Source organism: Cytobacillus eiseniae (assembly GCF_017874625.1).
In the GTDB taxonomy this organism is placed as follows: domain Bacteria; phylum Bacillota; class Bacilli; order Bacillales; family Cytobacillaceae; genus Cytobacillus; species Cytobacillus eiseniae.
Map to the genome: position 1 here is coordinate 25,107 of NZ_JAGIKZ010000008.1, position 23,937 is coordinate 49,043.

Sequence of the window (23,937 nt, forward strand, 5' to 3'; positions counted from 1 at the left end):
TTATTATATGAGTTGGTTTTCTGAATCTTTCTTAGATAAAAAAAAAGAGCCCACTTTGTTATAAGAAGGGCTTCATAAATGTAGTTGGATTAGTAAGGGAATAATCAAAATACTTATTTACAATTAGTAGTTAAATTGCTAAAAACTTATAGTGATCATGCTTAAAGTACTACTAAGAAAGCATGTGAAGCTCATTGCTTTCACATGCTAGCTTTTAGCTTTATTACATTGTTTACTCCCGGAAAGGGAACCTATTTTACTTTATACCCATACTTTCTTTATTCAAAATTTACCATTCGCCGTAGCAGCTTGCACCAATAATGATTAACAAGATGAACAAAACAACAATTAAAGCAAAACCATTAGAGAATCCTCCACCGCAATTACCACCATAAGCACCAGCTACTGGATACGAGTAACCAGAATAACAAGGATCAAAACCGCAACCATAACCATATTGCATAAAAGCTCACTCCTCAAATTTTTTAGGCATTTTCCATATTAAATTATGTAGTCAACGCTTGACCTGTACGGGTGTTTGCCTATTTATTATGGAAAAGTTCATTTAGAAGGAGCGCCAACCATACTTGCACTAGAAAAGAACGAAAAAAATAACCTCTTCTTTTGAAGAGGCATTTATTTTTAACTAGGAAACTATAAAATCGTACGTTGTGTATAACTTTATGAATAGTTTAAACTACGTCCATCTTCGGCGCCTATTCCTATCAAACTTCAGTACTGCTCCGCACCGATTGCGTCAAGCACGGTATCGCACACACTCACCGTGTTTCCTTTATCGAATGGGGCAGTTATCCACTTTGTACGGCGAGACCTTAGGTGCCTGCGCTTTTATTCTTATCTATTTTGCTTTACATCCGTACTTATCTTTTTCCAGCGTTTCTTTTCTTCTACTTGTGCGCGTTTATTTTGCTTTCGTTCAAAATAGGCAAGTTCTCGTTGAAGCTTTTTATAGCTAGTGAGCCGTTGGTTGTCTAGCTGGCCGTCCTCTATTGCGGCATGAACTGCACAACCTGGCTCATTTATATGAGTACAATCCCTAAATTTACACTCTTCTGCTAATCCTTCGATATCTGTGAAACTTTCAGCTAATCCTGTTTCACTTTCCCATAACTGAAGTTCTCGCATACCTGGTGTATCAATTAAAACCGTACCTTGTGGAAGCAGGATTAATTCTCGATGTGTCGTCGTATGCCTACCTCTGTCATCCCCTTCACGTATCGTTTGAACCTTTTGTTTCTCATTCCCTAAGAGATAATTAGTCAATGTTGATTTGCCAACACCTGAAGAGCCAAGTAGCGCGATCGTTTTTCCTGGCAAGAGAAATGGCTGTAAACGATCAAAACCGCTTTCATCGACTACACTAATAGAAACGACGGGAACCCCCATTGCAATAGCCTCAACCATTGCTAATTTATCGTCTAAATCATTACATAAATCTGCTTTTGTTAAAATGATAACTGGATTTGCTCCACTTTCCCATGAAAGCAGCAAATATCTTTCAATCCTGCGTAAATTGAGATCATCATTTAGTGAGTTAACTAGAAAAATCGTATCCACATTTGCAGCAACAATTTGCTCTTCGATATTCGTTCCTGCAGCCTTTCGTGAAAATTTACTCATCCGAGGCAGTACTGCTCGAATGATTCCCCGGTTTTCTCCATCTCTTGTTTTTATTACAACCCAATCACCAACAGCTGGATAGTCCTCTCTTGATGCTGCATTAAAAGACAGTTTTCCAGATATTTCACATAATAACTCTTCCTCTTCCGTCCAAACCCGATACATTCTCTTATGTTCAAGCGCTACACGGCCAACTATGCAGCCTTCTTCTTTATATTTATCAAATTCTTTTTTAAAATAACTGTTAAAACCAAATGTTTGTAAATTCAATGTTATTTCCTCCATGCGTGTTAATTTTTTAAATAACAAAAAAACCATAGACTACACAGCCCATGGTTTAATACGCATAGAAAATAGAGAAAATTCTACAATAATTAAACAGATTGAATTTGGGCTGTGTAAGTATTCATTTCAATTAACGTATAAGCATTCACTAATATTGTCATTACACTTCACCCACCTTCTACTAATTTATATTTAGTATATGGAATAAGTAACCAAAAGTAAAGTCTTTTTTTATAAAATCCATGACACCAACCTATATACGAATGCATATGTTACTAAAGGATTCCATCAAGATAAGGAGCGAGAGGCATGCCCCAAAATAAAAGTTATTTTCAGAAAGCGGACATGTACGATTATTTAAGCAATTGTTATAAGTACACAGATCCGAATAAATACATTACTTATTATAAGAAGCATCTTAAATATAGACAATTAGCCGAACAATCCATAAGTGAGACACGGCTACCTGAACAAAATGGAGTATATAAACCTGCTTTAATTCGCTTAATTCATGCTTCCATTGATGCCTCTGAAGTTGATATTTATGTGAATAGCATTCGGGTGTTAAAAGCATTTCCTTATAAGGAAGTTAGTACGTATTTGCCCTTGCCTGCAGGTAAATATCAAATAGACATTTATCCTGCTGGGAATATGGTATCGACGGTATTAAGCAGGAAAGTTGTCATTGAAGACGGAAAAGTATATTCACTTATTTTCAGCGGACAGGCAAAAAATCTAAAATGGTTAGCAGTAGAGGGTCAATTATTCGTTCCAAGAGGAGAAGCAAAACTTCGATTTATCCATCTCTCAAATGATACTCCAACTGTAGATATTGCAGTTAAGGACAGAGATGTAATTTTCTCGAATGTATCGTATCGAAAGGCAACTAGTTATCTCGGACTCTCTCCAATGAACATTGATCTGGAAGTTAGAATTGCAGGTTCTCATAACATTGCCTTGCCAATGCCAGAAGTCCAGCTTGAGATGAATAATATTTATACGATCCTTTTAATTGGCTCGCTAACTGATGGCTCAGAACTTGAAGCACTAATGACTTTAGGGTAAGAAAAAGGCATGACATCTGTCACGCCTTTTTTTAAGTAGGAAATGAATATCGTTTACCTTAAAATCTAGTTCGAGCGTCTCTCTTATTGATTAATAGGAACGAACAATGTAAATTGGATATCATCCTTTTTCAAATCAAATGTATCCATCTTTATTTTTACTTCACTTTTCAATTTCATGTTTTGTAAAGAAACATATATCCGTTCCTCGCTTGGATGAATAGAAACTCCTTTAGGAAGGGTATAATTTTTTGCAATAAAATTCAACACATAAGAAACTGGCAATTGAAGCTGTCCAACTGAAATCGATTTTTGCTGAAGGACAAGATCTCCATTTTCTAATACTTGTGGTTCAAAGGTCAGTTTCAGCTGAATATCTTGACTGAACACAGGAATAAGCCCGTATAGTTCTACTTCTTCATTTAAGAGAACCTTATAATCAATTGCCCCTGTTAATCCTTCCTTTTCAAGATAATGATTTATCAATTGATTCAAATCTTGCTTATCTGTTTGAATTTTAAAGGGCACATAATTTTCTGTTTTAATATAATCTTGAACATACTCTTCTTCCTCAGCTGGAATATTAATTAATATAAGTAACAAAATAAATAAAGCAGCTAAAATCCCTATAAGAAGAAAGAATAATTTCTTCCATTTATTATCCTTCAATATTGATTCTCCTCATGCTTTTCTAAAACCTCTTTACTGATTGTCTCAAAAATTTGTCTCGCCATTAAATCATAGCCTTTATCATTTGGGTGGAAGTAATCTGTATGCAGTAGATTTTCTTCATTTTGAAAAAAGATATCTGCAATTTCTGTAAAATAAGCATTTTGATGTTCCATTATAATATTTATGCTTGCTTGATTCCAATTATCGATAATCTCATTTATTTCTTTAATATCAGCAAACCATTTATAAAAAGGATTATATAATCCCACTAATACAATCTGGCTATTAGGATTTTCATTTTGAATAATAGATAGCACTTTTTTTAAATTCTTTTCATACAAGCCTTTTTGATTCTTAAATGCATCCAGATTCAAATTTGTAAAATGTTCACGAACTACCTTCATAATGTCATTTCCGCCAATTGTCACAATGACATAGTCCGCATTTTTTATTGTATCCTTCACTTCTTTAGACTGTAATTTCTTAAGAAGCTGGTCTGACCGATTCCCTTTTACACCAAAATTAGTAAAAGTCGCATCATTGATTCCTTTATTCTCCTCTAGCAGTTTCTCAAGATATGGCACATAGCCCCCGCTATTCGTGCTATCTCCAACCCCTTCAGTTAAAGAATCACCTACAGCAACAACCGAAATATCCTGCGGCAAAAAACTTTCAGGCACTTTTGTTTTTTCAATAAGCGCAATTTCTTTATCCCCCACTGGCAACCCATTTACCTTAGCTGATTGATTACAGGAAGTAAGCAAAAATATACAAATTATAGCGATCGGGAGTGTTAGTCTCAATGTATCACCCACCTTTTTTTAAATAAATAGAAATACGATCAGCATTTAACACTATCTATCTTATTATAACACGTGATCAAAATATCATGAGAATCCATTTGTTCGAAAAAAAAATAGACCGATCGATCGGTCTATTGTAATGTTTTAATATCATCAATAATTTCTTCATATGGAACATCTTCAAATCCACTATAAATTTTCTGGATTTTTCCCTCTTGGTTAACTAAAAAGAAGTATGATTGATGAACGACATAATCACTGCCTTCTGCCTTTTGCACAAGCGTCTTGAAATGCTCGACTGCAAATTCCTCAATCTCTTTTTGAGAATAACCAGTTAGAAAATGCCAATTTGTTAAATCTGCGTTGTTTGCTTTGCTGTACTCCTTTAATACTTCAGGCGTATCCACATCTGGTTCAATGCTAAAAGAGACAAATTCAATATTATCTATTTTCTCTTCCTTAGCCATTTTCTGTAGTTTCGCCATATTAAAGGTCATTGGCATGCAAATATCCGGACAATTCGTCCAAATAAAATCTGCAACCCAAACCTTTCCATCAAGATCAGATAAACCAAATGACTCATTATTTTGATCTGTATAAGTAAAGTCCGGCACTGGCCAATTTCTCGCATCTTTTATCTCACCATTATTGCATGCAGAAAGAATTAACAATGTAAATACACTCAATATAGTAAGAAATCGTTTTTTCATCCTTTAATCAACCCCTATTCATATACGTCCTAATTTTAGCAGACACATACGAAAGAAGGAAGAAAAATTAGTGACAAACTTGTGAAGTTCGCTAGGCCATCTTGCCACCTTCATTTTTCATCGTCTCGTAAAATGTTTTAATAAAGGAGGAATAATTAAACTGAACCGCAACTTTATGTACCTTATACTCCTCAGATTTTAAATCTGGTACCTTTCTGAAATCACCGATGCTTTGTCCGAAAGCAATTCCCTGGTCAACAACTACTTGAACGGGCACTTCTTTATATATAATTTCAGTAGGTTCCTGAATTGCCCATAATGTAAATACATCATGCAATGGACTCCCGCTAATACCAGGATTCGTTGTTTTATAGAATGAATAATAATAGTCAACCATATCCCTTAATACGAGACCTGCTTGATTATTCGTTTTCAGATAATATTCATGAAGGGAATCCATAATCGATGGTGTAATGATTGCAGACATTGTAACATCTAATGGAATGATGTGGATTTTCTTTGGTGCTTCATTTATAAGAATTTTCGCAGCATAAGGATCTCCGTAGAAATTCGCTTCCGCAATTGGTGTCACATTTCCAGGTACATTAAATGCTCCGCCCATAATGTAAAAATCATTTACACTTTTCATGAGATTTGGATACAGAATAAATGCTGTTGCTAATGAGGATAATCTTCCGATATTAACGATGACTAAATCATTCTTATACTGCTCAATTAATGGGACAATTTCATTAAAATTCTCAAATATATTAGGGTTTACTTCCATACCAGAATCAAATGGCCCAAGACCTTCAAAACCATGAACTTCTGGATAATATGGAGGTTTAACCCCTGTTAATGGCAATCCAGCACCCCCAAAGGTCGGAATTATATCCGTACCAGTTAAAGATTGTAAAAAAGCTGCATTTTTTAACGCATCCTCTTTAGAAACATTCCCGTACTCAGCTACAATGCCAACAACATTCAGTTTCTCAGAAAAAAAAGAGAAAATAACAGCAACAAAATCATCAATTCCAAAATCACCAAATAAAAGGATATTTGTACTTTTCATCTTATTAACCACCTTTCTTAAAGGATGTTCTCGCAAATATTGTTGCTACTTAAGATAAAGTTTGGTAAAGATAAATCTCCAGCTCCAGGTTGCTCTCCTTCTGCAGAGTAGTCCGTTTGAGCCATCTCGGAGAGCAATAGCATTCACTCTGCCTCTGTCTCTGCTTGCTGTCCCTACTTATCTAAGGTGACATTAAATACGTTTCATGTATTGACACCGCACGAAGGAGATGCGACAGCATTCTTGAGGAGTCTTGTACGTAACGCTCCTATCAACCGAGCTATTTGGTAAACTATTCCTGCTAACATTTGATTCAAAAGCAACAATGTTCTGGAAAAGAGCCTTCTTAAATAATATATTCACAAATGGAAAATAGATGGCAAAAACTTATTGAAAAATTATTATCATTTGCTCTCACTACATTTCATCTTCTCCATCCAATGAGCTAATTGCTCTATCATTGAATTTCACAATTTTAGTACAATCTTTGAAAATCAAAATATGTCTACACATTTTGTGATGTATGTTACAAATTCACTATGAAAATCTATGGTATGATAATGTTTGGAAAATACATTAGAAAAAGGGGATTTTTATGAAGAAAAATATTTTTGCCTATTTCCTCTCCATTACAGCCATATTATTTGTCCTTTCTGCTTGTTCTTCATCACAAGAGGAATCTACCCATTCTGACAGTGAGAATGAGCATTCATTTCATGCAGAAAATGGAGATTTACGAGAACGAACTCCATCAGTCTCTGAAGCACCTAATTTTTTGGATGATAAACATGAACAAATACAAACGGTTTATGCTGCCGTTGGACAATATCAAGAATTACTAGAATACATCCCATGTTATTGTGGCTGCGGGGATTCTGCTTCACATAAAGATAATTATGATTGCTTTATTTTTGAAAATAAAGAGAATGGTGAAATTGTCTGGGATGATCATGGAACAAGATGTGGCACATGTCTAGATACAGCAGTTGATAGTATCAATATGTATAATGATGGAAAGTCAATGAAGGAAATTCGCGAATACATTGATGAGAAATACAAAGAAGGATATGCGGAACCGACACCTACTCCATTCCCAGCCTAAATGGAATATAAGTAAATAGCCTTGATTATGTAAAAGCCCGAGTAGCAGTACTCGAGGCTTTTTTGTTGGTATGTGGGTTAATAGATTTTCGTGTGGCTTGACAAAGGGAATATAGATCAGTTTTAGCTTTAATCATCGTCTTTGATCTCCTTTTTTCACAGCTATTCTTATAAAAAATACACTAGTATCTATAAGCAGTTCGGTTCAGGGGTAGAAAAGTAAAAAAGAATAAGTGTTCTAGCAAGCGAATTAGCATATATTCCACCCTCTTCTTTACATTGTTATGACAAGTATGACTAAGTTTTACTATCGAAAATAGCAACAAATTTAATATTGGTTTTACCCATTAGGTAATAGCTTTTGGTCACAAAAATAAAATATATGTTAAAAACTGTGCAAATGGATTATATGAATGAGCTAGGGAAGAGATGGATAGTTGTTGATTCTCTTTTCTAGGATCGAGAAGGTCCACACTTGTCTGCTGGGGGATCAGGTTGAGCATCCAATCGAATGAATAGGCGGAAAATTTCCGCTTATTTCACAATTATTAATAAAAACAACTCAAATAAGCGGAAATATTCCGCCTATTGTCTCGAAATATTCAAAAATAGGGGCTTTTTTCATTGAATAAGCGGAAAAACTCCGCTTATTTCCGCCAAAACTAGCTTTATTCTGTATTTAACCGGAAAATTTCCGCTTATTTCACTTATACTCGTTACGCAATTGAGGACAAGACATCTTATTTAGATGGAAATAAGGTGAGGTTATAAGCAGGAACGTTTTTTAGCAAATAACTTATCAACTAAAGAATCATTAAATGATAAAAAACGCAGAGATGCTAATTTCTGCGTTTTCTGTGTAATTACATATTCAAAAGATTATGCAATTTAGCTTGATATTGCCTTATAAAATCGTATTTTCTTGAACTACATAAGTACTTAAGCTAGTGCTTTAAGCATTATTTTTTAAATCAGGCGTCTTAAAAATTTGACGATAGACTGGCCATTTTAAGACAGACTTCATATATTCTCTGAAAGAAAAACTATTTTTATTGCTTTCGACAGCTTGAATTTTCTTTATAAAGCCATGTAAACGGACTTGAATCATGAAATAATGTGGGCTAGATTTATTCAATACAGGAATTTCTGTGATAATGACCTTCTGTCCAGCTGAATTTTTGAACTCTAGGCTTTTGACTAGCAAAATATCAATCCTCTTTTTCACCCGTTTGAATTCATTATACCCTATAACATGATCGAAAAGTGTCTGTTCTTGGTGCGATGCTAAATTATTTTTTACTCTTCTTCCATGAGTTCAAATTCTTCACTTTCCTGCCATTCCTTTTCTTTTTTCAACTTCCGTTTATATACAATCTTAGATAAGTTGATACTGATTTCATATAAGAAAAGCAAAGGGATTGCTACTAGCACATCTGACATAAAGTCTGGTGGTGAGATGACAATTGAAATGACAACCAATACAAAATAAGCATATTTTCTAATTTTTTGTAATGCATAAGGATCAATGATACCAAGTGATGTTAAGAACATAATCACAACAGGTAATTCAAATAAAATCCCAAATGGAATCGTCATATTCAAAATAAAGCGGAAATACTTGTCTGCTGTAAAGTTTGTTTCAAGCATCTGTCCGCCCAGCTCAACTAGGAAATTTAAAACAGTTGGAAAAATCACAAAATAACCAAAGCTAAGACCTACAAGAAAAAGAACAAAAAGGGCTGGAATATATGAAAGTGAAAGCCGTCTTTCATTTGGTTTTAATGCAGGTTTCACAAACAACCAAATCTGCAATGCTAGAATTGGAATAGTCCCAGCTATTGCAATAACTGTGGCAATCATAAAATATACCCAAATAATATCGCTTGGTCCAAGAACGATTAATTTAACATCAAGATCGCGAACAACCCAATGATAAATATCTTTTACATATACAAATCCGACAATAAAAAAAACAAGAAAAGCGCCTACCGTAATAATAAGTCTTTTTCTTAATTCATCTAAATGATCAACTAAGTTTAGTTCTTTATCACTCATAATTTTCTCCTGCCATTTTCAAGTGAGTAATTACATTATTGACGTTAAAAGCCGAAAAAAAGGGCAAGACATAAAATCTTGCGCCCTTATTTAACCGTTTTTTTCTTATCGTCATCTTCAAATTCTTCCATAACATCACTTGTTAATTCACGAGTGGACTTCTTAAATTCTCTTAAAGTCTGACCGAAGGCACGCCCAATTTCAGGCAATTTCTTTGGTCCGAAGATAATTAATGCCAATACAAGAATTAATATTAATCCAGGAATACCGATGTTTGATAACATAAACATCCTCCTTCAAGTACTTACTTTAAATCTAGTTTCATTATAGTATTTAACAAGCTAGTTGTGGGCATGAAATTAAAAAATTCATATTTAGTTCACAAAAAAAATATATATTATTGATTTGTGACTTTTTTCATTTCTATTTGCCCTCAATTCTGCCGTATTCCTATCCTTGAAACTTTATATTCGTATACAATCATACCCTTTTCAACTTAAACAAGCAAATGGAATAGGTTACTGTCCTTATTTATCTCTTTATAGGAAAAACCCTTCCTATCCATTCTTTCAATTAAGCCAGCATAATCCTCTCTAGATTTCAGTTCAATTCCTACGAAAGCAGGCCCATTTTCTTTATTATTTTTCTTCGTGTATTCAAAACGGGTTATATCATCCGTCTTTCCAAGTACTTCATCTAGGAATTCTCGCAATGCTCCCGCACGTTGTGGAAAGTTGATAATAAAAAAGTATAACAGTCCCTCATATAATAATGAACGTTCCTTCATTTCCTGCATTCTTCCAATATCATTATTTCCACCACTGATTACACATACTATATTCTTATCTTTAATCTCACTCTTATAAAAGTCAAGCGCAGCAATAGGCATGGCACCTGCTGGCTCGGCGATAATTGCGTGTTCATTATACAATTCAAGAATCATTGTACAAACCTTCCCCTCAGGAACAAGGATAATATCATCTACTAATTCTTGACAAACATCAAATGTTTTCTTTCCAACACATTTAACTGCGGCACCATCCACAAACTTATCCATTTCATTCAACGTCGTAACAGTTTGATTTTTGATGGATGTTTTCATAGAAGCAGCACCTTTTGGTTCAACACCAATCATTTTTGTTTTAGGTGAGATACTTTTTATATATGTACTCATTCCTGCCATTAAACCACCACCGCCAATACTCGTAAAAACAAAATCAATTGGCTCTTCACAATCATTTAAGATTTCAACCGCAACGGTCCCTTGACCAGCTATTACCTTCTCATGATCAAATGGATGAATAAAGGATCTTTGCTCCTCCTCAGCACATTGAAGTGCTTTTGTATAGGAATCATCAAATGTGTCGCCTACTAAAATAATTTCAATAAAATCTCTGCCAAACATTTCAACTTGATTTACTTTCTGACTTGGGGTCGTAACTGGCATAAAGATTTTCCCTTTAACACCTAGTTGTTTGCAAGCATATGCAACGCCTTGCGCGTGATTTCCTGCACTTGCACAAACAATGCCCTTTTTTAGTTCCTCTACAGCTAATGACTTCACGGCATAGAATGCTCCTCTAAGCTTAAAAGAGCGGACATGCTGTAAATCCTCTCGTTTTAAATAGACATTACAGGCATATTTTTCCGATAGACGCTCATTTTTTTGCAAAGGAGTATGGGCAACAATGTCTTTCAACTGCTGATAGGCAATTAAAATTTCCTCCAACTGCACCCATTTTTTCTTCATCACCTTTTGTTCCATTTGTCACCCTCATCTCTCTAACGTTTAATTTTTCAATTATATCATGTCAAAAATGGTTTTCAATCATATAATTTAAATATTTAAACTTTTCCGATATTTTGCGGATTAAAAAGAAGGATTTTAACATATACTGATCGAAAGTTATGAAAATCCGATTTTTATCTTATCTACTAGGGAGGTGGAATTGTGGAATATTCATTATGCAGCCTTGATAGCTCGTTGCCCGTTGAAGTTACTTTGGATGAGGATAATGGACGGTATATGATTCGCAAAAGCGACTCTAGCGGAGAGTTTTTCAATACACCTTATGAATTAATTCAATGGGTAAAAAGTAACTTTTCACCTGAAGATTTTTGTGATCCTCTTGAGTTTCAAGGAATGGTGAAGGAACTAACAGAATACTTAGTTAACCCAAGCTATTAATGTAAGAACAAATGCGCAAGCGCTTTGATCATCCTCAGGCATAGCACAAGACGAGCCTCACGGAAAAGGTGTCCTTTACCGATCTTTAGAGGATCGGCTTGTGACCTCTAGGTCGACAAAAACGCGACTGTCGACACTAGTACATCCTGTACGTCGGGGGTAGGCGCTCCTCCTATAAGAAAAACACTTATACTCGTGCGATGCTTATTCTGCTGAAGTATTCCTTGTGGAGCTGGACGCAGACAAATTTGTCGCAAAGTTATACACAACATTCAAGTTTAGTTTACAATTTCCTGAACAATTGCAAAAGGCTTCTGTTTCGTAACAGAAGCCTTTTGCATCGATCTTTATAAAGAAAAGCTATCAATAATTATCTTTCTTACAGCTACTGCTGTTTCCTTTAAATCTCTTTGCTGAAACACACTTGGGTCGATAGGCTGACAAATATTGATTTGTACATTAGCAGGACGAACGAGACGTCCATTCTTTTCAAATATATCTGAAGTCCCTTTGATCCCAATCGGTACGATCGGTACGCCTGCATCTTTTGCTAGACGTAAGCCTCCTGTTTTAAATTCTCCAATTGGCCCGCCCTTGCTTCTTGTCCCTTCTGGAAAAATAACGATGGAATGACCGTTCTTTAATTTTTCAACACCTTCACGGATTGATTTCACCGCACTTCTACGATCCTTCCGATCGATAAAAACACAGTTCATTACCTCCATCCAAGAAGAGATAATTGGCGCCTTCTTTACTTCCACTTTGGAAATGAACCCAAAAGGCTTTTCAATATTTGCTAATAATACAGGAATATCAAAATCACCTTCATGATTGCATACAAATACAACAGGACCATCTGGAATCAATTCCTGACCTTTCACTTGTACGTGAGAACCTGTTATCTTCATAATTGTTTTAGACCATTTACTAGGTGTTTGATGAATCAAACGATCACGTTCATCAACTGGCATTTCTGGATGTAACTTTTTCATTTTTGATAATGTTGGCAAGCTATATACTAGATAGCTCATCATGTAAATTAAAAATGCGAGTAATCGTATCATGCTGTTCCTCCCAAACTCTCAACTGCATTTTCTATTATATAATAGATAAGTATATTTAACTATAGTGCTCATATTTGTATTCTAAAGTAAGAACAAAAGCGCAAGCGCCTTGATCAGCCTCAGGCATAGCACAAGACGAGCCTTACTAAAAAGGCGTCCTATACCGATCTTTAGAGGATTGGCTTGTGACCTCGAGGTCGACAAAAACGCGACGTCCTGTCGCATTGTCGACACTAGTACGTCCTGTACGTCGGGGGTAGGCGCTCCTCCTATAAGAAAAACACTTATACTCGTGCGATGCTTATTCTGCCGAAGTATTCCTTGTGGAGCTGGACGCAGAACTTGTCACAAAGTTATCCGCAACATTTACATTTGTATTTTCCTATATAAAAAATAAAGCAGCCTAGAATTAGGCTGCAGTAAATTATGTATTTCGCGTATAAATTTCAAAATCATAATCATATGGGTTTTTTTCGTTTCTAATCCCTTTTTCCTTCGAAATCAAAGTCCATTCGGCTAAAATGAGCTCCGGGAAAAATGTATCCCCTTCAAACTCATGATGAATCCGAGTTAAATAAAGCTTGTCTGCTTTAGGTAAAATCAGTGAAAAGATTTCAGCACCACCAATAACAAAGATTTCTTCGTCCGTTTGTTTGCTATATTCTAGAAGTGCGTCAATTGATTTCATGATTGTACAGCCCTCACATGCAAAATCCTGATTACGAGTGATGACTATATTCTCTCTTCCTGGCAACGGTCTTCCAATTGAATCCCATGTTTTTCTGCCCATCGCAATTGGATGCCCCATGGTCGTCCGCTTGAAAAATTTTAAATCCTCAGGCAAATGCCATGGCAGCTGATTGTTTACACCAATCACACGATTGTTGTCCATTGCCCACATAAGTGAGATCATACACTCACCACTCCTTTAATATGTGGATGTGGATCATATTCTTCAAGAGTGAAATCTTCAAATGTAAATCCGAAAATATCTTTAACCTCAGAATTTATTCTCATTTTAGGCATTGAACGAACATCTCTGTTTAATTGCAGCTGAATTTGATCAAGATGATTATGATAAATATGAGTATCCCCAAATGTATGGACAAATTCACCAGGTTCTAAATCACAAACTTGTGCAATCATTAGTGTAAGAAGTGCATAGGATGCAATATTAAATGGAACACCTAGAAATACATCTGCTGACCGCTGATACAATTGACAAGAAAGCTTCCCATCAGCCACATAAAATTGGAACATACAATGACATGGCGGCAAGGCCATCTTTTCAATATCTCCAACATTCCATGCATTCACGATCAAACGTCGTGAATCCGGATTTGTTTTTATTTGATCGATTAATTCAGTAATCTGATCAATAGTGTTTCCATCTCCACTCGTCCATGACCTCCATTGGTGGCCATATACGGGGCCTAGATTTCCATCCTCATCAGCCCACTCATTCCAAATTCGCACCCCATTATCTTGCAGGTACTTAACATTTGTATCTCCATTTAAAAACCATAGTAATTCGTGGATAATCGAACGAACATGCAATTTTTTTGTCGTTAATAGAGGAAAGCCCTCAGCTAAATTAAAACGCATTTGATAGCCAAATGTGCTAATTGTGCCTGTTCCTGTTCGATCTTCTTTGTTAACACCATTTTCAAGGACATGCTTGCAAAGCTCCAGATATTGTTTCATTTTCACCCAACCTTTTTTGTATCATGCTTATATTGTGAGAGATGTAAGCATTTTTTTCAAGCGTTATTTAGGTTAAGTCTAGTTTAAACCTTTTATAAATCGATATGTCTCTGGTGCCCTATTTTTTAAAAGATTTCTTGAATCTCCTCCTAGAAAATATAATGCAAAGGCTTCTGCAAAATATTCTTCAGGAAACGATAAGAAGTAATCTTGTGATGGAAATAATTTAGCTTTCTCCTTTTTCCAAATTGCTTGAAATTTATGGTTATTTCGAATTCCCTTATATACATATCGATCTATAGAATGGGCAAGTTCATGCAGTTCTAAATTAATCGAGCTGTGCCCACTTCCCTTATCACTCGAACCAATTTTAACAAGGACGGTTCGGGAACCGCCGATGCCAGGAACATCATCCCATGTCGTTCCATTAGTATATCCTCTAGGGATGATTCCTTGTAGATGTGCAGCAGTAGGGTTATCTGTCAATTGTCCAATGAAAAGTTTAAGCTTAATATTTTCTTCGCCTACTTTTGATAAAAGCGAGAATGGCAAGTTATCTAATCTTGAAATAATTTGAGAAGCTGCATATTCATCAAATGGTTCAGTAGGTAATATGATTATGCTGCCTAATAAATTAGAGGAATTTAAGACAAGCGTTTCTTTTAGAAGTGAATGCCTAGGATAATCTTTCAGTAGGATCCCACCCATCGCTGCTTGCGAATTGCCCATTAATGCAAGTGAAATGATTAACATAAATGTACATAAACTAAACTTTTTCATTGGCAATGCCCCTTTGGTCATTCTCGGGAAGTACTATCTTCATAAATGAATAGTTTAATTATATCATGGGCGAGTATTTCATAGAACGCTAGTTATCTAGAAGAATATACAGTATTTGGGGGTAATTTCCAAAAGGAGAAACAGCAAAAAAGCCTGAAGATTTCTTTCAGGCTTTTTATTAATAAGAATGGTTTCAACGATTAAGAGAATGTGCGGACAACATCGCCAAGGCCTGGTGCAGATGTACCTGTACCAACAGCAGCGAACTTCCATTCACTTCCATGACGATATAATTCACCAACGATTAAGCAAGTTTGTCCACTATAATTATCCGTTAAATTAAAGTGAATTAATTCTTGGTTATTCGCAGAATTCACAATTCGAATAAATGCATTTTGAATCATGCCGAAATGCTGTTTTCTCTTTACACAATCATAAATATTAACGACAAACACAAGCTTATGAACTTGTGATGGTACACGACTTAAATCAACAAGGACTTGCTCGTCATCTCCGTCTCCATCCCCAGTCAAATTATCACCCGTATGTTGTACACTGCCATCTTTACTTTTTAAATTACCGAAATAGATCACGTCACTATTATTTCTGATCTTCCCATTTTCCCCTAACATAATGACAGATGCGTCACAGTCAATATTCGAACCGCCTCCGCCACCGAACAGCGATCCTAATAATCCTCCGCCACCACTTTTTTGTACAGGATCCCATCCTAAACCTACCATAATTTTTGAAAGTCCTGGGTTCCCTTTTGTTAAATCGACACGTTGTCCTTTTTGTAAATTAATAGCCATTTACTTCACCTCATAAAAGTATTATGTAATCAATCGGTGAAACACCGATTGTGTATTAACCTTGTTGCTTAATTTTTTTGAAATTATCTTGAAGCTGTTCAAGTCTTTTTGTACCCTCTTCACGCATACGCTTATTTTCTTCTTCAATTGCTTTTGTTTCCTGCATGCCTTTTATAATAATATTCCATGATTCCTCAATCGTTTCAATCTTGATGCTTGGACTTCCAGCAAGTCTTGCAATATCAGCACTTTGTGTTGAAATATTTTGCGCATTGCGAAGAAGCATTTCATTTGTTCTTCGATCAAGTTCATTCATTGAATCAGCTACTAGCTTTTGTCTTTTTGCTGCTACAGCTTGAATAAGTCCATTTTTAAAAATTGGAATTGTCGTTACAAAGGCAGAATTGATTTTTCCAATCAGCTTCGTATTCCCTCTTTGTAGCAGACGGATTTGTGGTGCAGTCTGAAGAGAGACCATCTTAGCCATTTCTAGATCATACACTCGTTGTTCAAGTAGATCGACTGCATTTCTTAGCGTATCAAGCTGCATGGATGCCATTTGGTCACCAGCAGCTGCACGTGACTCAAGCTGCGGCAATTGGTTTGCTTTCAATTCATCTACCTTCATCTGGCCAGCCACTGCATACTTCTCAAGTGTGATATAGTACTGATAGTTTTGTTCGTACATCTGGTCAAGCATTGTTGTCGAATCAACCATCTCATTTTGATACTTTGAAATTTCCACATATACTTTATCAATTTCGTGGCCCATCGTTTGGTATTTACCAAACAGCTTATCCATTAGCTTTTCGCCTTTTTTAAATAGCTTGCCAAATAAACCGCCAGATGTTTTCTCAAAATCTTTTTTGTCAAATTTATCCATTATCCGGCCGAGCTGCTTTAATAATTCTCCTGAATCCTCAACTTTAGTCGCTCTCATATTGCCGAGAATTTGATCGGAGAAACGAGAAATTTGAGTAGCTGGTTCTTTCCCAAACTCAAGAATTTGAATTTGATCCTTTTCATCAATTGTTCTTGCTAAATTCATCACTTCTGGGTCTTGACGCAAAGCTAGTTTAATTTCAGATACACTCGCTTCAGTCAATTTTTCTTCAGGTGCTTTATTTAATGTTAAATCTAAATTTGTCTGCTGCATTTGATTCATCGCTTCAATCTCCTTGTGAAATTTTTCACTCTATTTAATAAGGATGGCTCCTTAAATTCCTGTTCAAAAACGACATCCTCTAACCAATGCACATCGTATATGCCATCATCAACAAAGTTTTCTAAGTCATTATGCCCTGGTGGATTGTAGATAACAATATCAATGCCAAATTGATTAAGTAGTAATAATAATGCCGCATCTGTTCTAGTCATTGTCCCATTTAGTTCATTATTATATAAAATAAGTTTCGGTACTTCCTGGGAATAATCGAACTTTTGCAGGAGCTGCAATATACTAGGAGGAATTTGCATCCCTTGAGTAAATAGATAGGTCTTTATTTCTTCTTTATCCTCATAGTGAGCAGCTTTAAGATATGGACGAGCACAAATATTCCGAATGGCTGTCGCAATGCCATATTGAAGTCCTGTAGGCAAGTGCTGATATTTCCAATAATGGGCATTCACCATTTTTTGAGGATCCAATAATCCATCTGAACCTAAGGCATTCCGATAATGAAATCGGAAATCATTATTAATATTATTAGTAAACGGAAATCTTTGGATTAATAGACTATGATCATATTGACTGATCGTCTGCAATCGTTCCCAATACTCTTTACGATTTTTACTTACTCCTTGCACTTTAGCGAATATAGCTGGGATCTTTACTTTGCCATTTTTCACTTCAAAGTTTGGCCGAATCATGGCTATTTCTTTTATCAATATAAATAGCTCATCATATGTTGTTTTAAGAGTGACAGAAATTGGCGTGTAATCCCTCAGTTGCCATGGCTTATAGAGACCTGATCCTTCATGATTTAGGATGGATTCAATTTCCCTTGATGCCCGGTACGCGACAGTCGCTGTTCTACGTCTTTTCTCTGTAGGAAAAGGCTCCTGCTGTTTTTTCTCTGGATATTGATGTAAGAAGGCTTGCTCAATATCTGTTCCTTCGCCAATTTGAATGTCTTCTCCCGATGGTGAAAATACAACAATGTCACAACCAAGCTGGCTTAAATAATATAAAAAGTATTGGTGGCTTTTTGTTGAGTTTCCATACCATAAAAACTTTGGCATTCCATTGATCGGGTCTAAATCATCCCAATTGGCGGTCAAGTGATTAAATGACCATTTAATCACATCGACGAGCACACGCCTTAATTCCTGACTTTTTAATCCATTTGGTTCTTGTGCAGAGAATAGTTGAAGAATCGCAATCATTGCTTCTCTTACTTTTCGATGCAAGGAAGGATATTTTGATTTTAGCAGCAGCTGTTCACCATCAAGAAAGGCAACAAACCGATTAATAGATAAATTTTGCTCGCGATTAATATTCAAAATCTTTTGAATGGATTGAAATTGCTGGTTATCAATCGTTTTATCAAGTGTGTCTTCACTAATCAGCATTAGGCCAGCATTTTCAATATGAATATAATCAAATAGCTTATTGTAATATTCATCTTCATCCAGTGGAACACCTAAAAAACGTGCAATTACCTGCCCTAGCTGGATTGTTCCTTGTTCCAAAGAATAGTAAGGCCTTTCTTTTGGTTCCTTTTTTAACATGGGTAACCAGTTATCAATCGTTACTGGCAAAAGTTTTACTTTCATTTGGCTATATGTTGTTTTCATATGAATAGATCCCTTCCCTCTATGAGCGAAAGACTGTAATTTAGAAAAACGAAAACTAGTAAAATGCAAACATACAGGAACCAAGGTTCGTACGTATGCGTTATTTAATGTAAATATATTACCATCATATCATATATACAATTGATTTCTAAATTGTTTCCTCTAATTAATACGAAAAAAACAGAAAAAAGATTCATATTTATTATCTATTATTAAAAATCAAATCAAAAAATCCCTTTCAATAAAACGGAAAGGGACATGTGAGTGGAGCCAACCCCAGCAAAACATAGCAATATTCTTTTCAAGATGATGGCCATATGTAATGGATTTGAGTTAAATTGTTTATGGTCTTTTTTATATCACCTTTTATCTCGTCCGTGCATATAGATGAGTACTATGAATAGAAGGTGAGGCAACATGAGGTTTCGTTATCGAAGAGCAAACATACAAATGCAAGAATCAGATAGACAATTAATTGAAGAAGTATTAAGTTCAGAGACATTTATTCTGATAGACTTATTTTTTTGGTCCTTATTGATGACTTTAATGACCTTTACAATTCACTACACATTGATTGGCGCGATTTTAATTTTTATTAGTTCTTATGTTTTTGGAATTAGTTTATTTTATAGTTTAAAAAGGTGGCTGAGAGAACCACTTGTTAAATGAGACTCCCTTTTAACTCTTTAACAATACCTTCAATGATTTCCTCTCCAGCCATGACTCCTTTATTTTGCGTTTGTTTATAGTGATTACAATTGATATGTGAATTTATTAATTCGCCATGGGAAGGAATATACGACTGATCGCAAATTTTCAAAAAGTCATCATCAAGCAGAGAATCCCCTGCACCAAATATATGATGGATGCCTTCCCGTTCTTTTATGAATTTCACTGCTTCCCCTTTACAAACAGGTACAGGCATTAAATATAACTTTCTTCCTTGAATTGAGATTCTCCAGCCATTTGCTTCTGCCATTAATTGTAGAAGCTTTTTCGTCTCTATTGAAAGCTCCTCATCAAGAATATAATAGAAAAAAAGATTCTCAACTTTTTTTAGTACTCCCTTTATTTGAAAGGATGCGATAGCGTCAATCATCTCTACAAAACTCATACACTCATGTTTTAGTCGATAGTCAACAAGGTGACGCCATTCTTTAAGGGATACCCCATTATGGACAATATTCGCCCCATTTGAAGTAATTGCATATGTTAATGGAATTTGTTTAGTAAAGATGAATATTCTTGAATATTGTTCATGAGTTCTTGTTGTAACAGGAACGAATAATAATTGATTAGCAAGCTCCTTTAAGAGAGTATAGGCATGTATTGTCATGAACGCTACTTCCCGGCCATCTTTTTTTTCTACACCGATTAGCTTTTCGTCCATTTGCTCATTCAATTCGATAAGGGCTCTTTTTGAATAGATTAAGGTACGGTCTAAATCAGAAGCAAACATCATCATTCGTTATTCTCAACCTTCTTAATTAATCCACAGCACGTATAGCTCATATTTGGATAGTGGACAATCTCTACATTTCTTTCTTTAGCTAGCAATATAATATGCCTCACATATGGACTAGTTGGATCTTTCATCAGTATTTTCCAGGGTACTCGCCGAAGTAATACTCTTGTTGTTTCCCCCACTCCAGGCTTTACAAAATGAGTGGATTCAATTCCGAATCTCTCAGCCATCTCCACTACTTCTTCCATCCCTTTAAAGGTCGCTTCTTCATGGTTTTTTAATAAATTTTCCGCAATTAAACATGCATCTTCCGTTACCTTGGAAAATTCATTTGTTACTACATCCAAATACTCATTAGATACATCTTCTCCCCTTAAATGTTCATAGTATTTTGCCCCATGAAAATCATTTTCTCCAATCAGTTCTTTATTCAAAACGGTACGACTTACTAGACCGGATACAGTTGAATTTAAACATGCACTTGGAATAAGGAAATCCTCTCTCGTTCCATAAAGACTTGTACATTGCCCAGGGTCTGCAAGCACAGCAAGCGTGTCATCGATTTCTACTCCATATTTATTGCAAAAAGCCTCACAAGCTTTCGTTAGTTCAATTGAAATAGCCCCTTTGCCAGTCCAGCCATCAATAAATTGAATTGACTTCCCTGGGTGCTCCCTCAAAATATGGCGAATCGCATTTTCGTCGATACCCCGATCACGAATAATAGAAATACTGTAATGGGGCAGCTCGATATGATACTTTTGTTGGATATATCTTTTTATTAGAATACCTATCGGCGTGCCCGCTCTTGCTAATGAAACAAGAACTGTATTTTCCCCTTTTTGATGAAGAATTTGCTCAGCCACAATTCCTGTACATAATGCCACTTTCTGCTTATATTCCTCAAGTGTCTCTTTGAACACTTGTAAATAATGAGCTGGAGGCTGATATTCTATTGGCAATGTTTCACTATAATGCTCACCTGATTGAATGTTTTTCTCTCTATGCTCAATCGTACCTTCTAGCTTATATGCACTTAGATCCTTTAATAAAAAATGGACATCTTTCTCATCATATGAACCAAACGTAGTCCGGTTGCCAACTAATTCATTCATCTGAACACCTCCCATTAAGGAAAACAATTTTTATATTCGGTATTTTTGTTTTCTTTAGCTCATTGAGCATTGGCTGTAGCCTTTCCTTTGAAATCGCCCGTTCAAAAAATACAAAAAGCTGATTATACTCGTTCTGCGGGATATTATAAACAAATTGGTCAATTTCCCAGTCTTCAGGATTGGGAAAAGCAAGTCCATATTTTGCACCATACTTTTCATGATTAGCTACATATATGGGACTCCTTGTTGTCGAATGATACTGAACTCCTTCTCCCATATAGGAAGCAATTTTCATCGGAATATACATAAACTCTCCTGTACCAAGACAGAGAATTCGATCATCCTCAGTTTCTTTCACTAAATAATCAGCTATTTTCTGCAAGATTCTATTTGTTTCCCTTGTCATCGAAGAGTCTAATCCAAAGCGGCCTGTTTCCTTCAAGTAAGGAACATGTCTAACCATCCCGCCTAATGTAATCGATGAAGCATCAATAGTGGATAGAAGTTCTGGAAAGATTTCATTTAGAAAGATGGTCGATATCGTTGTCGAACTACTTTCTATTTCTTCAACATCATCTGCACAATTTTCAATCATTGGAGCTCCAGATAGCTGAATACGACCTTTTAATAAACTAACTGAATGTATGGTAATTCCAAGTTCCTTCTCAAGCGCCTGAAATTGTTGATGATTTTCTTTCGAACGCCAATCTAGGATGGAGACGACCGTATATGATTTCCTTGGAAACCTCATATGGATGGATCGAATAATATTTATATTTGTTTTCCCTGTAGTCATTTCATCATCAACAAGAATGATATCTCGATCATTATTTAAGATGGATTCATCAACATAACATCGATGGGAAGTAGCATGTGAATGTTCCTCTTCAAATGTAATAACAGGATCCATTCCACGAAGCTCTTCTCTAGTAGTATGAAAGAAATCTGCCTTTTGAAAAGAATGATAGAATGCATGTCCAAGTGCTGTTGCAGTTTCGGCAAAGCCGATGATAACAGGCTGAACATGTTCATCAATAAATGGATGATCATTATATTTTTCGGGGTCATACATAAAGGCAGATAGCAGATCATCCTTTCGTCCAGTCACAACCCCATTCACCATTTCCATATACCGATTGGCAAGTAATTGTCCCGTAAGCAAACCAATCTTCGGGTTAATCGGCAGATGCTTGCCAAGAATTCGGCTCACAAATAGAAAGGACCTCTTTTTGTTCATTCTAGCAGCCATATAGAATAACTGATCCAGTTGTAAATGATATGGATTATCTGTAATCTCAATATCAATTTGTAACTGGTTGAGGATTGGCAGTGTAAATTTCATTGGTAAGCAAGTCAATGTATGTGAATTCTTCATTTAGCACCCCGTATATTTCTGATTTCAGGAGAATCTTTTGTGCCCAATAATAATGCGGCTTAATTTCATTCATTTTATTATGAAATGCGCTTTTCATTACACCTATTTCTCCATTAGCCTGTTCTATAATGCTTTTCGCATCTAAATATTCTTCATAGGTTACAGTATTTAACGCCTGAACTGGTCGGATATGCGTTGGATGGATGATCGTTTTCCCTGTTAGTCCATTTGTAATATCCATTAAAATTTCTCGGATGAACCCATCCATATGTTTATCTATTAATTCATGCCGGAGATTTACCCCTTCTTGGCCAAAGCGTTCTCGGAAAGGTGTTTGTCTTAACTGCGGCTTGAGCATTCTTTCTTTTGATGAGAAATACTCCCATACCGGACCTGATATGACATATGGTTGATCTGACCGTAAAAATACGTTAATAATATCTGAAATGCAGTCCCTTACAACTGCAATATCGTATACAGTCGTATCAGAATTCCTGCGGATGCCATAAAGCCCACAAAAATCAGTAGCGCCAATACGAACATTCAAGATCATCTCCGCATAATCATCAAGAAGATGTTTAATTGCAAGAAGCTCGTCTAATCTAGTTTCTCTTTCAATTACTTTTTTTGTTTCTAATATGGGCAGGGCATACAATCGATTTCCTTGTTTATTCATCATTTTCAATTCCTCTAGAATGAGTCTGCCTACTGCTGGTGAAAATTTGGGGATGACAACGCCTGTTAGTAAATTAAGTCCTTTTCTAATCTGACTTCTAAGACGAACGAGTTGTTCATGACTTCTAATTCTAATAAAGATTAATGGCAAATCATCCGCATGAAGGAGTTGCTTTTCAATATCTTCACTCATGTGATTGAGCTCATCGATTAGACATGCCTCTGCGAATTCTACCTCTTCATCCCCGATTGCATCCTCTAAATCGATAACCATCGAAGTTAGTCCCGCATGTTTCTTTGAAAGCAAATCCTGATGGATATTTGGCCTTGTCGCAGGCATGTACAATGTGGCACCAAGGGCATAGGATAATAATTCTTTTCTGGAATCCTTATTAAAAGAAATCGGCTGTTTATAAAAAATCTCTTTATATTCTTCATTATGAAGATCTGAAAATAATCTCATCTATTAACTCCCTTTTCTACTATATTAATAGAGGCCATATGATAGTTTCATTTATGCATATTTATTTAGACATTCCCTACTTAACCTACATTCGTTA

At 35.7% G+C, this 23,937-nt stretch carries 24 protein-coding genes and 1 pseudogene; 4 read left to right on the forward strand and 21 right to left on the reverse strand.

Features of this window, described 5'->3' with window-relative positions:
• Nucleotides 1-289 precede the first annotated feature (289 nt).
• Both J2Z40_RS19780 and rsgA read right to left on the reverse strand, forming a co-directional pair.
• Nucleotides 290-376, reverse strand: a pseudogene (locus tag J2Z40_RS19780) (YjcZ family sporulation protein); the annotation flags it as partial.
• Nucleotides 377-855: 479 nt separating this feature from the next.
• Nucleotides 856-1,926, reverse strand: a complete 1,071-nt coding sequence (rsgA, locus tag J2Z40_RS08850) for a ribosome small subunit-dependent GTPase A (RefSeq protein ID WP_066399362.1) — start codon at nucleotides 1,924-1,926, stop codon at nucleotides 856-858.
• A gap of 309 nt (nucleotides 1,927-2,235) precedes the next feature.
• Between rsgA and J2Z40_RS08855 the strand changes: the two genes are divergently transcribed.
• Nucleotides 2,236-2,991, forward strand: a complete 756-nt coding sequence (locus J2Z40_RS08855) for a DUF4397 domain-containing protein (RefSeq protein WP_066395150.1) — start codon at nucleotides 2,236-2,238, stop codon at nucleotides 2,989-2,991.
• A gap of 83 nt (nucleotides 2,992-3,074) precedes the next feature.
• On the opposite strand, the gene J2Z40_RS08860 is transcribed toward J2Z40_RS08855, so the two are convergent.
• The 4 genes from J2Z40_RS08860 to J2Z40_RS08875 all read right to left on the reverse strand — a co-directional run bounded on the left by J2Z40_RS08860 (nucleotide 3,075) and on the right by J2Z40_RS08875 (nucleotide 6,247).
• Complete coding sequence (locus tag J2Z40_RS08860) at nucleotides 3,075-3,659, reverse strand: YpmS family protein (RefSeq protein WP_066395152.1); 585 nt, start codon at nucleotides 3,657-3,659, stop codon at nucleotides 3,075-3,077.
• Complete coding sequence (locus J2Z40_RS08865) at nucleotides 3,656-4,465, reverse strand: SGNH/GDSL hydrolase family protein (protein WP_066395156.1); 810 nt, start codon at nucleotides 4,463-4,465, stop codon at nucleotides 3,656-3,658. The genes J2Z40_RS08860 and J2Z40_RS08865 overlap by 4 nt, the downstream gene beginning before the upstream one ends.
• A gap of 131 nt (nucleotides 4,466-4,596) precedes the next feature.
• Entirely contained in the window at nucleotides 4,597-5,175 is a 579-nt protein-coding gene (locus tag J2Z40_RS08870) for an SCO family protein (RefSeq protein ID WP_066395158.1), read from the reverse strand.
• A 91-nt stretch (nucleotides 5,176-5,266) separates the two neighbouring features.
• A complete protein-coding gene (locus tag J2Z40_RS08875) occupies nucleotides 5,267-6,247 on the reverse strand; it encodes a nucleoside hydrolase (protein ID WP_066395160.1) in 981 nt (326 codons plus the stop codon).
• A 595-nt stretch (nucleotides 6,248-6,842) separates the two neighbouring features.
• Here J2Z40_RS08875 and J2Z40_RS08880 point away from each other — a divergent pair.
• A complete protein-coding gene (locus J2Z40_RS08880; protein ID WP_066395163.1) occupies nucleotides 6,843-7,349 on the forward strand; it encodes a PCYCGC motif-containing (lipo)protein in 507 nt (168 codons plus the stop codon).
• Nucleotides 7,350-8,300: 951 nt separating this feature from the next.
• Here the strand turns inward: J2Z40_RS08880 and J2Z40_RS08885 are convergent.
• The 4 genes from J2Z40_RS08885 to ilvA all read right to left on the reverse strand — a co-directional run bounded on the left by J2Z40_RS08885 (nucleotide 8,301) and on the right by ilvA (nucleotide 11,168).
• The gene (locus J2Z40_RS08885; RefSeq protein ID WP_066395164.1) at nucleotides 8,301-8,552 is read right to left on the reverse strand and encodes a DUF2535 family protein; all 252 of its coding nucleotides are present in this window, start codon (nucleotides 8,550-8,552) and stop codon (nucleotides 8,301-8,303) included.
• Nucleotides 8,553-8,644: 92 nt separating this feature from the next.
• Nucleotides 8,645-9,403 (reverse strand): twin-arginine translocase subunit TatC, encoded by a 759-nt coding sequence (gene tatC / locus J2Z40_RS08890; RefSeq protein WP_066395165.1) that lies wholly within the window; start codon nucleotides 9,401-9,403, stop codon nucleotides 8,645-8,647.
• Nucleotides 9,404-9,489: 86 nt separating this feature from the next.
• Complete coding sequence (locus J2Z40_RS08895) at nucleotides 9,490-9,687, reverse strand: twin-arginine translocase TatA/TatE family subunit (RefSeq protein ID WP_066395167.1); 198 nt, start codon at nucleotides 9,685-9,687, stop codon at nucleotides 9,490-9,492.
• A gap of 212 nt (nucleotides 9,688-9,899) precedes the next feature.
• Nucleotides 9,900-11,168, reverse strand: coding sequence for a threonine ammonia-lyase IlvA (gene ilvA / locus J2Z40_RS08900; protein ID WP_066395169.1), 1,269 nt, complete (start codon nucleotides 11,166-11,168; stop codon nucleotides 9,900-9,902).
• A 186-nt stretch (nucleotides 11,169-11,354) separates the two neighbouring features.
• Between ilvA and J2Z40_RS08905 the strand changes: the two genes are divergently transcribed.
• Nucleotides 11,355-11,591, forward strand: coding sequence for a hypothetical protein (locus J2Z40_RS08905; RefSeq protein WP_066395172.1), 237 nt, complete (start codon nucleotides 11,355-11,357; stop codon nucleotides 11,589-11,591).
• A gap of 347 nt (nucleotides 11,592-11,938) precedes the next feature.
• On the opposite strand, the gene J2Z40_RS08910 is transcribed toward J2Z40_RS08905, so the two are convergent.
• From J2Z40_RS08910 to J2Z40_RS08940, 7 genes are all read right to left on the reverse strand, one after another.
• Nucleotides 11,939-12,655 (reverse strand): lysophospholipid acyltransferase family protein, encoded by a 717-nt coding sequence (locus tag J2Z40_RS08910; RefSeq protein WP_066395175.1) that lies wholly within the window; start codon nucleotides 12,653-12,655, stop codon nucleotides 11,939-11,941.
• A gap of 424 nt (nucleotides 12,656-13,079) precedes the next feature.
• Nucleotides 13,080-13,568: a dihydrofolate reductase gene (locus J2Z40_RS08915; protein ID WP_066395176.1), complete on the reverse strand. Its 489-nt coding sequence runs from the start codon at nucleotides 13,566-13,568 to the stop codon at nucleotides 13,080-13,082.
• Nucleotides 13,565-14,359 carry a thymidylate synthase gene (locus J2Z40_RS08920; protein WP_066395177.1) on the reverse strand — a complete coding sequence of 265 codons (795 nt, stop codon included), beginning with the start codon at nucleotides 14,357-14,359 and terminating at the stop codon, nucleotides 13,565-13,567. The genes J2Z40_RS08915 and J2Z40_RS08920 overlap by 4 nt, the downstream gene beginning before the upstream one ends.
• Before the next feature lie 78 nt (nucleotides 14,360-14,437).
• Complete coding sequence (locus J2Z40_RS08925; protein ID WP_066395178.1) at nucleotides 14,438-15,139, reverse strand: anthrax toxin lethal factor-related metalloendopeptidase; 702 nt, start codon at nucleotides 15,137-15,139, stop codon at nucleotides 14,438-14,440.
• A gap of 200 nt (nucleotides 15,140-15,339) precedes the next feature.
• A complete protein-coding gene (locus tag J2Z40_RS08930) occupies nucleotides 15,340-15,951 on the reverse strand; it encodes a TerD family protein (RefSeq protein ID WP_066395179.1) in 612 nt (203 codons plus the stop codon).
• 55 nt (nucleotides 15,952-16,006) lie between these two features.
• On the reverse strand, nucleotides 16,007-17,107 hold the full coding sequence (locus J2Z40_RS08935) for a toxic anion resistance protein (RefSeq protein WP_425351384.1): 1,101 nt from the start codon (nucleotides 17,105-17,107) through the stop codon (nucleotides 16,007-16,009).
• A gap of 5 nt (nucleotides 17,108-17,112) precedes the next feature.
• Nucleotides 17,113-18,747: a YceG family protein gene (locus J2Z40_RS08940; protein ID WP_066395185.1), complete on the reverse strand. Its 1,635-nt coding sequence runs from the start codon at nucleotides 18,745-18,747 to the stop codon at nucleotides 17,113-17,115.
• A gap of 417 nt (nucleotides 18,748-19,164) precedes the next feature.
• Between J2Z40_RS08940 and J2Z40_RS08945 the strand changes: the two genes are divergently transcribed.
• Nucleotides 19,165-19,416, forward strand: a complete 252-nt coding sequence (locus tag J2Z40_RS08945; RefSeq protein ID WP_066395187.1) for a hypothetical protein — start codon at nucleotides 19,165-19,167, stop codon at nucleotides 19,414-19,416.
• Here J2Z40_RS08945 and J2Z40_RS08950 read toward each other — a convergent pair.
• The 4 genes from J2Z40_RS08950 to J2Z40_RS08965 are packed head-to-tail and all read right to left on the reverse strand — an operon-like array spanning nucleotide 19,409 to nucleotide 23,840.
• A complete protein-coding gene (locus J2Z40_RS08950) occupies nucleotides 19,409-20,212 on the reverse strand; it encodes an HAD family hydrolase (protein ID WP_066395189.1) in 804 nt (267 codons plus the stop codon). The genes J2Z40_RS08945 and J2Z40_RS08950 overlap by 8 nt on opposite strands.
• Nucleotides 20,209-21,327, reverse strand: a complete 1,119-nt coding sequence (locus J2Z40_RS08955; RefSeq protein WP_066395191.1) for a cysteine protease StiP family protein — start codon at nucleotides 21,325-21,327, stop codon at nucleotides 20,209-20,211. The genes J2Z40_RS08950 and J2Z40_RS08955 overlap by 4 nt, the downstream gene beginning before the upstream one ends.
• Nucleotides 21,320-22,702 carry a phosphoribosyltransferase family protein gene (locus J2Z40_RS08960; RefSeq protein ID WP_066395192.1) on the reverse strand — a complete coding sequence of 461 codons (1,383 nt, stop codon included), beginning with the start codon at nucleotides 22,700-22,702 and terminating at the stop codon, nucleotides 21,320-21,322. Before J2Z40_RS08960 ends, J2Z40_RS08955 begins: the two co-directional genes overlap by 8 nt.
• Complete coding sequence (locus J2Z40_RS08965) at nucleotides 22,629-23,840, reverse strand: HpcH/HpaI aldolase/citrate lyase family protein (RefSeq protein WP_066395194.1); 1,212 nt, start codon at nucleotides 23,838-23,840, stop codon at nucleotides 22,629-22,631. The genes J2Z40_RS08960 and J2Z40_RS08965 overlap by 74 nt, the downstream gene beginning before the upstream one ends.
• Nucleotides 23,841-23,937 lie beyond the last annotated feature (97 nt).

Bases quoted from the DNA above. Each gene is read 5' to 3' on its own strand.
- J2Z40_RS08915 (WP_066395176.1), bottom strand. From the start codon at position 13,568: ATGATCTCACTTATGTGGGCAATGGACAACAATCGTGTGATTGGTGTA.
- rsgA (WP_066399362.1), bottom strand. From the start codon at position 1,926: ATGGAGGAAATAACATTGAATTTACAAACATTTGGTTTTAACAGTTAT.
- J2Z40_RS08965 (WP_066395194.1), bottom strand. From the start codon at position 23,840: ATGAGATTATTTTCAGATCTTCATAATGAAGAATATAAAGAGATTTTT.
- J2Z40_RS08960 (WP_066395192.1), bottom strand. From the start codon at position 22,702: ATGAAGAATTCACATACATTGACTTGCTTACCAATGAAATTTACACTG.
- J2Z40_RS08910 (WP_066395175.1), bottom strand. From the start codon at position 12,655: ATGATACGATTACTCGCATTTTTAATTTACATGATGAGCTATCTAGTA.
- J2Z40_RS08930 (WP_066395179.1), bottom strand. From the start codon at position 15,951: ATGGCTATTAATTTACAAAAAGGACAACGTGTCGATTTAACAAAAGGG.
- J2Z40_RS08945 (WP_066395187.1), top strand. From the start codon at position 19,165: ATGAGGTTTCGTTATCGAAGAGCAAACATACAAATGCAAGAATCAGAT.
- J2Z40_RS08955 (WP_066395191.1), bottom strand. From the start codon at position 21,327: ATGAATGAATTAGTTGGCAACCGGACTACGTTTGGTTCATATGATGAG.
- J2Z40_RS08940 (WP_066395185.1), bottom strand. From the start codon at position 18,747: ATGAAAACAACATATAGCCAAATGAAAGTAAAACTTTTGCCAGTAACG.
- J2Z40_RS08920 (WP_066395177.1), bottom strand. From the start codon at position 14,359: ATGAAACAATATCTGGAGCTTTGCAAGCATGTCCTTGAAAATGGTGTT.
- tatC (WP_066395165.1), bottom strand. From the start codon at position 9,403: ATGAGTGATAAAGAACTAAACTTAGTTGATCATTTAGATGAATTAAGA.
- ilvA (WP_066395169.1), bottom strand. From the start codon at position 11,168: ATGGAACAAAAGGTGATGAAGAAAAAATGGGTGCAGTTGGAGGAAATT.
- J2Z40_RS08880 (WP_066395163.1), top strand. From the start codon at position 6,843: ATGAAGAAAAATATTTTTGCCTATTTCCTCTCCATTACAGCCATATTA.
- J2Z40_RS08855 (WP_066395150.1), top strand. From the start codon at position 2,236: ATGCCCCAAAATAAAAGTTATTTTCAGAAAGCGGACATGTACGATTAT.
- J2Z40_RS08925 (WP_066395178.1), bottom strand. From the start codon at position 15,139: ATGAAAAAGTTTAGTTTATGTACATTTATGTTAATCATTTCACTTGCA.
- J2Z40_RS08870 (WP_066395158.1), bottom strand. From the start codon at position 5,175: ATGAAAAAACGATTTCTTACTATATTGAGTGTATTTACATTGTTAATT.
- J2Z40_RS08950 (WP_066395189.1), bottom strand. From the start codon at position 20,212: ATGATGATGTTTGCTTCTGATTTAGACCGTACCTTAATCTATTCAAAA.
- J2Z40_RS08935 (WP_425351384.1), bottom strand. From the start codon at position 17,107: ATGCAGCAGACAAATTTAGATTTAACATTAAATAAAGCACCTGAAGAA.
- J2Z40_RS08895 (WP_066395167.1), bottom strand. From the start codon at position 9,687: ATGTTATCAAACATCGGTATTCCTGGATTAATATTAATTCTTGTATTG.
- J2Z40_RS08875 (WP_066395160.1), bottom strand. From the start codon at position 6,247: ATGAAAAGTACAAATATCCTTTTATTTGGTGATTTTGGAATTGATGAT.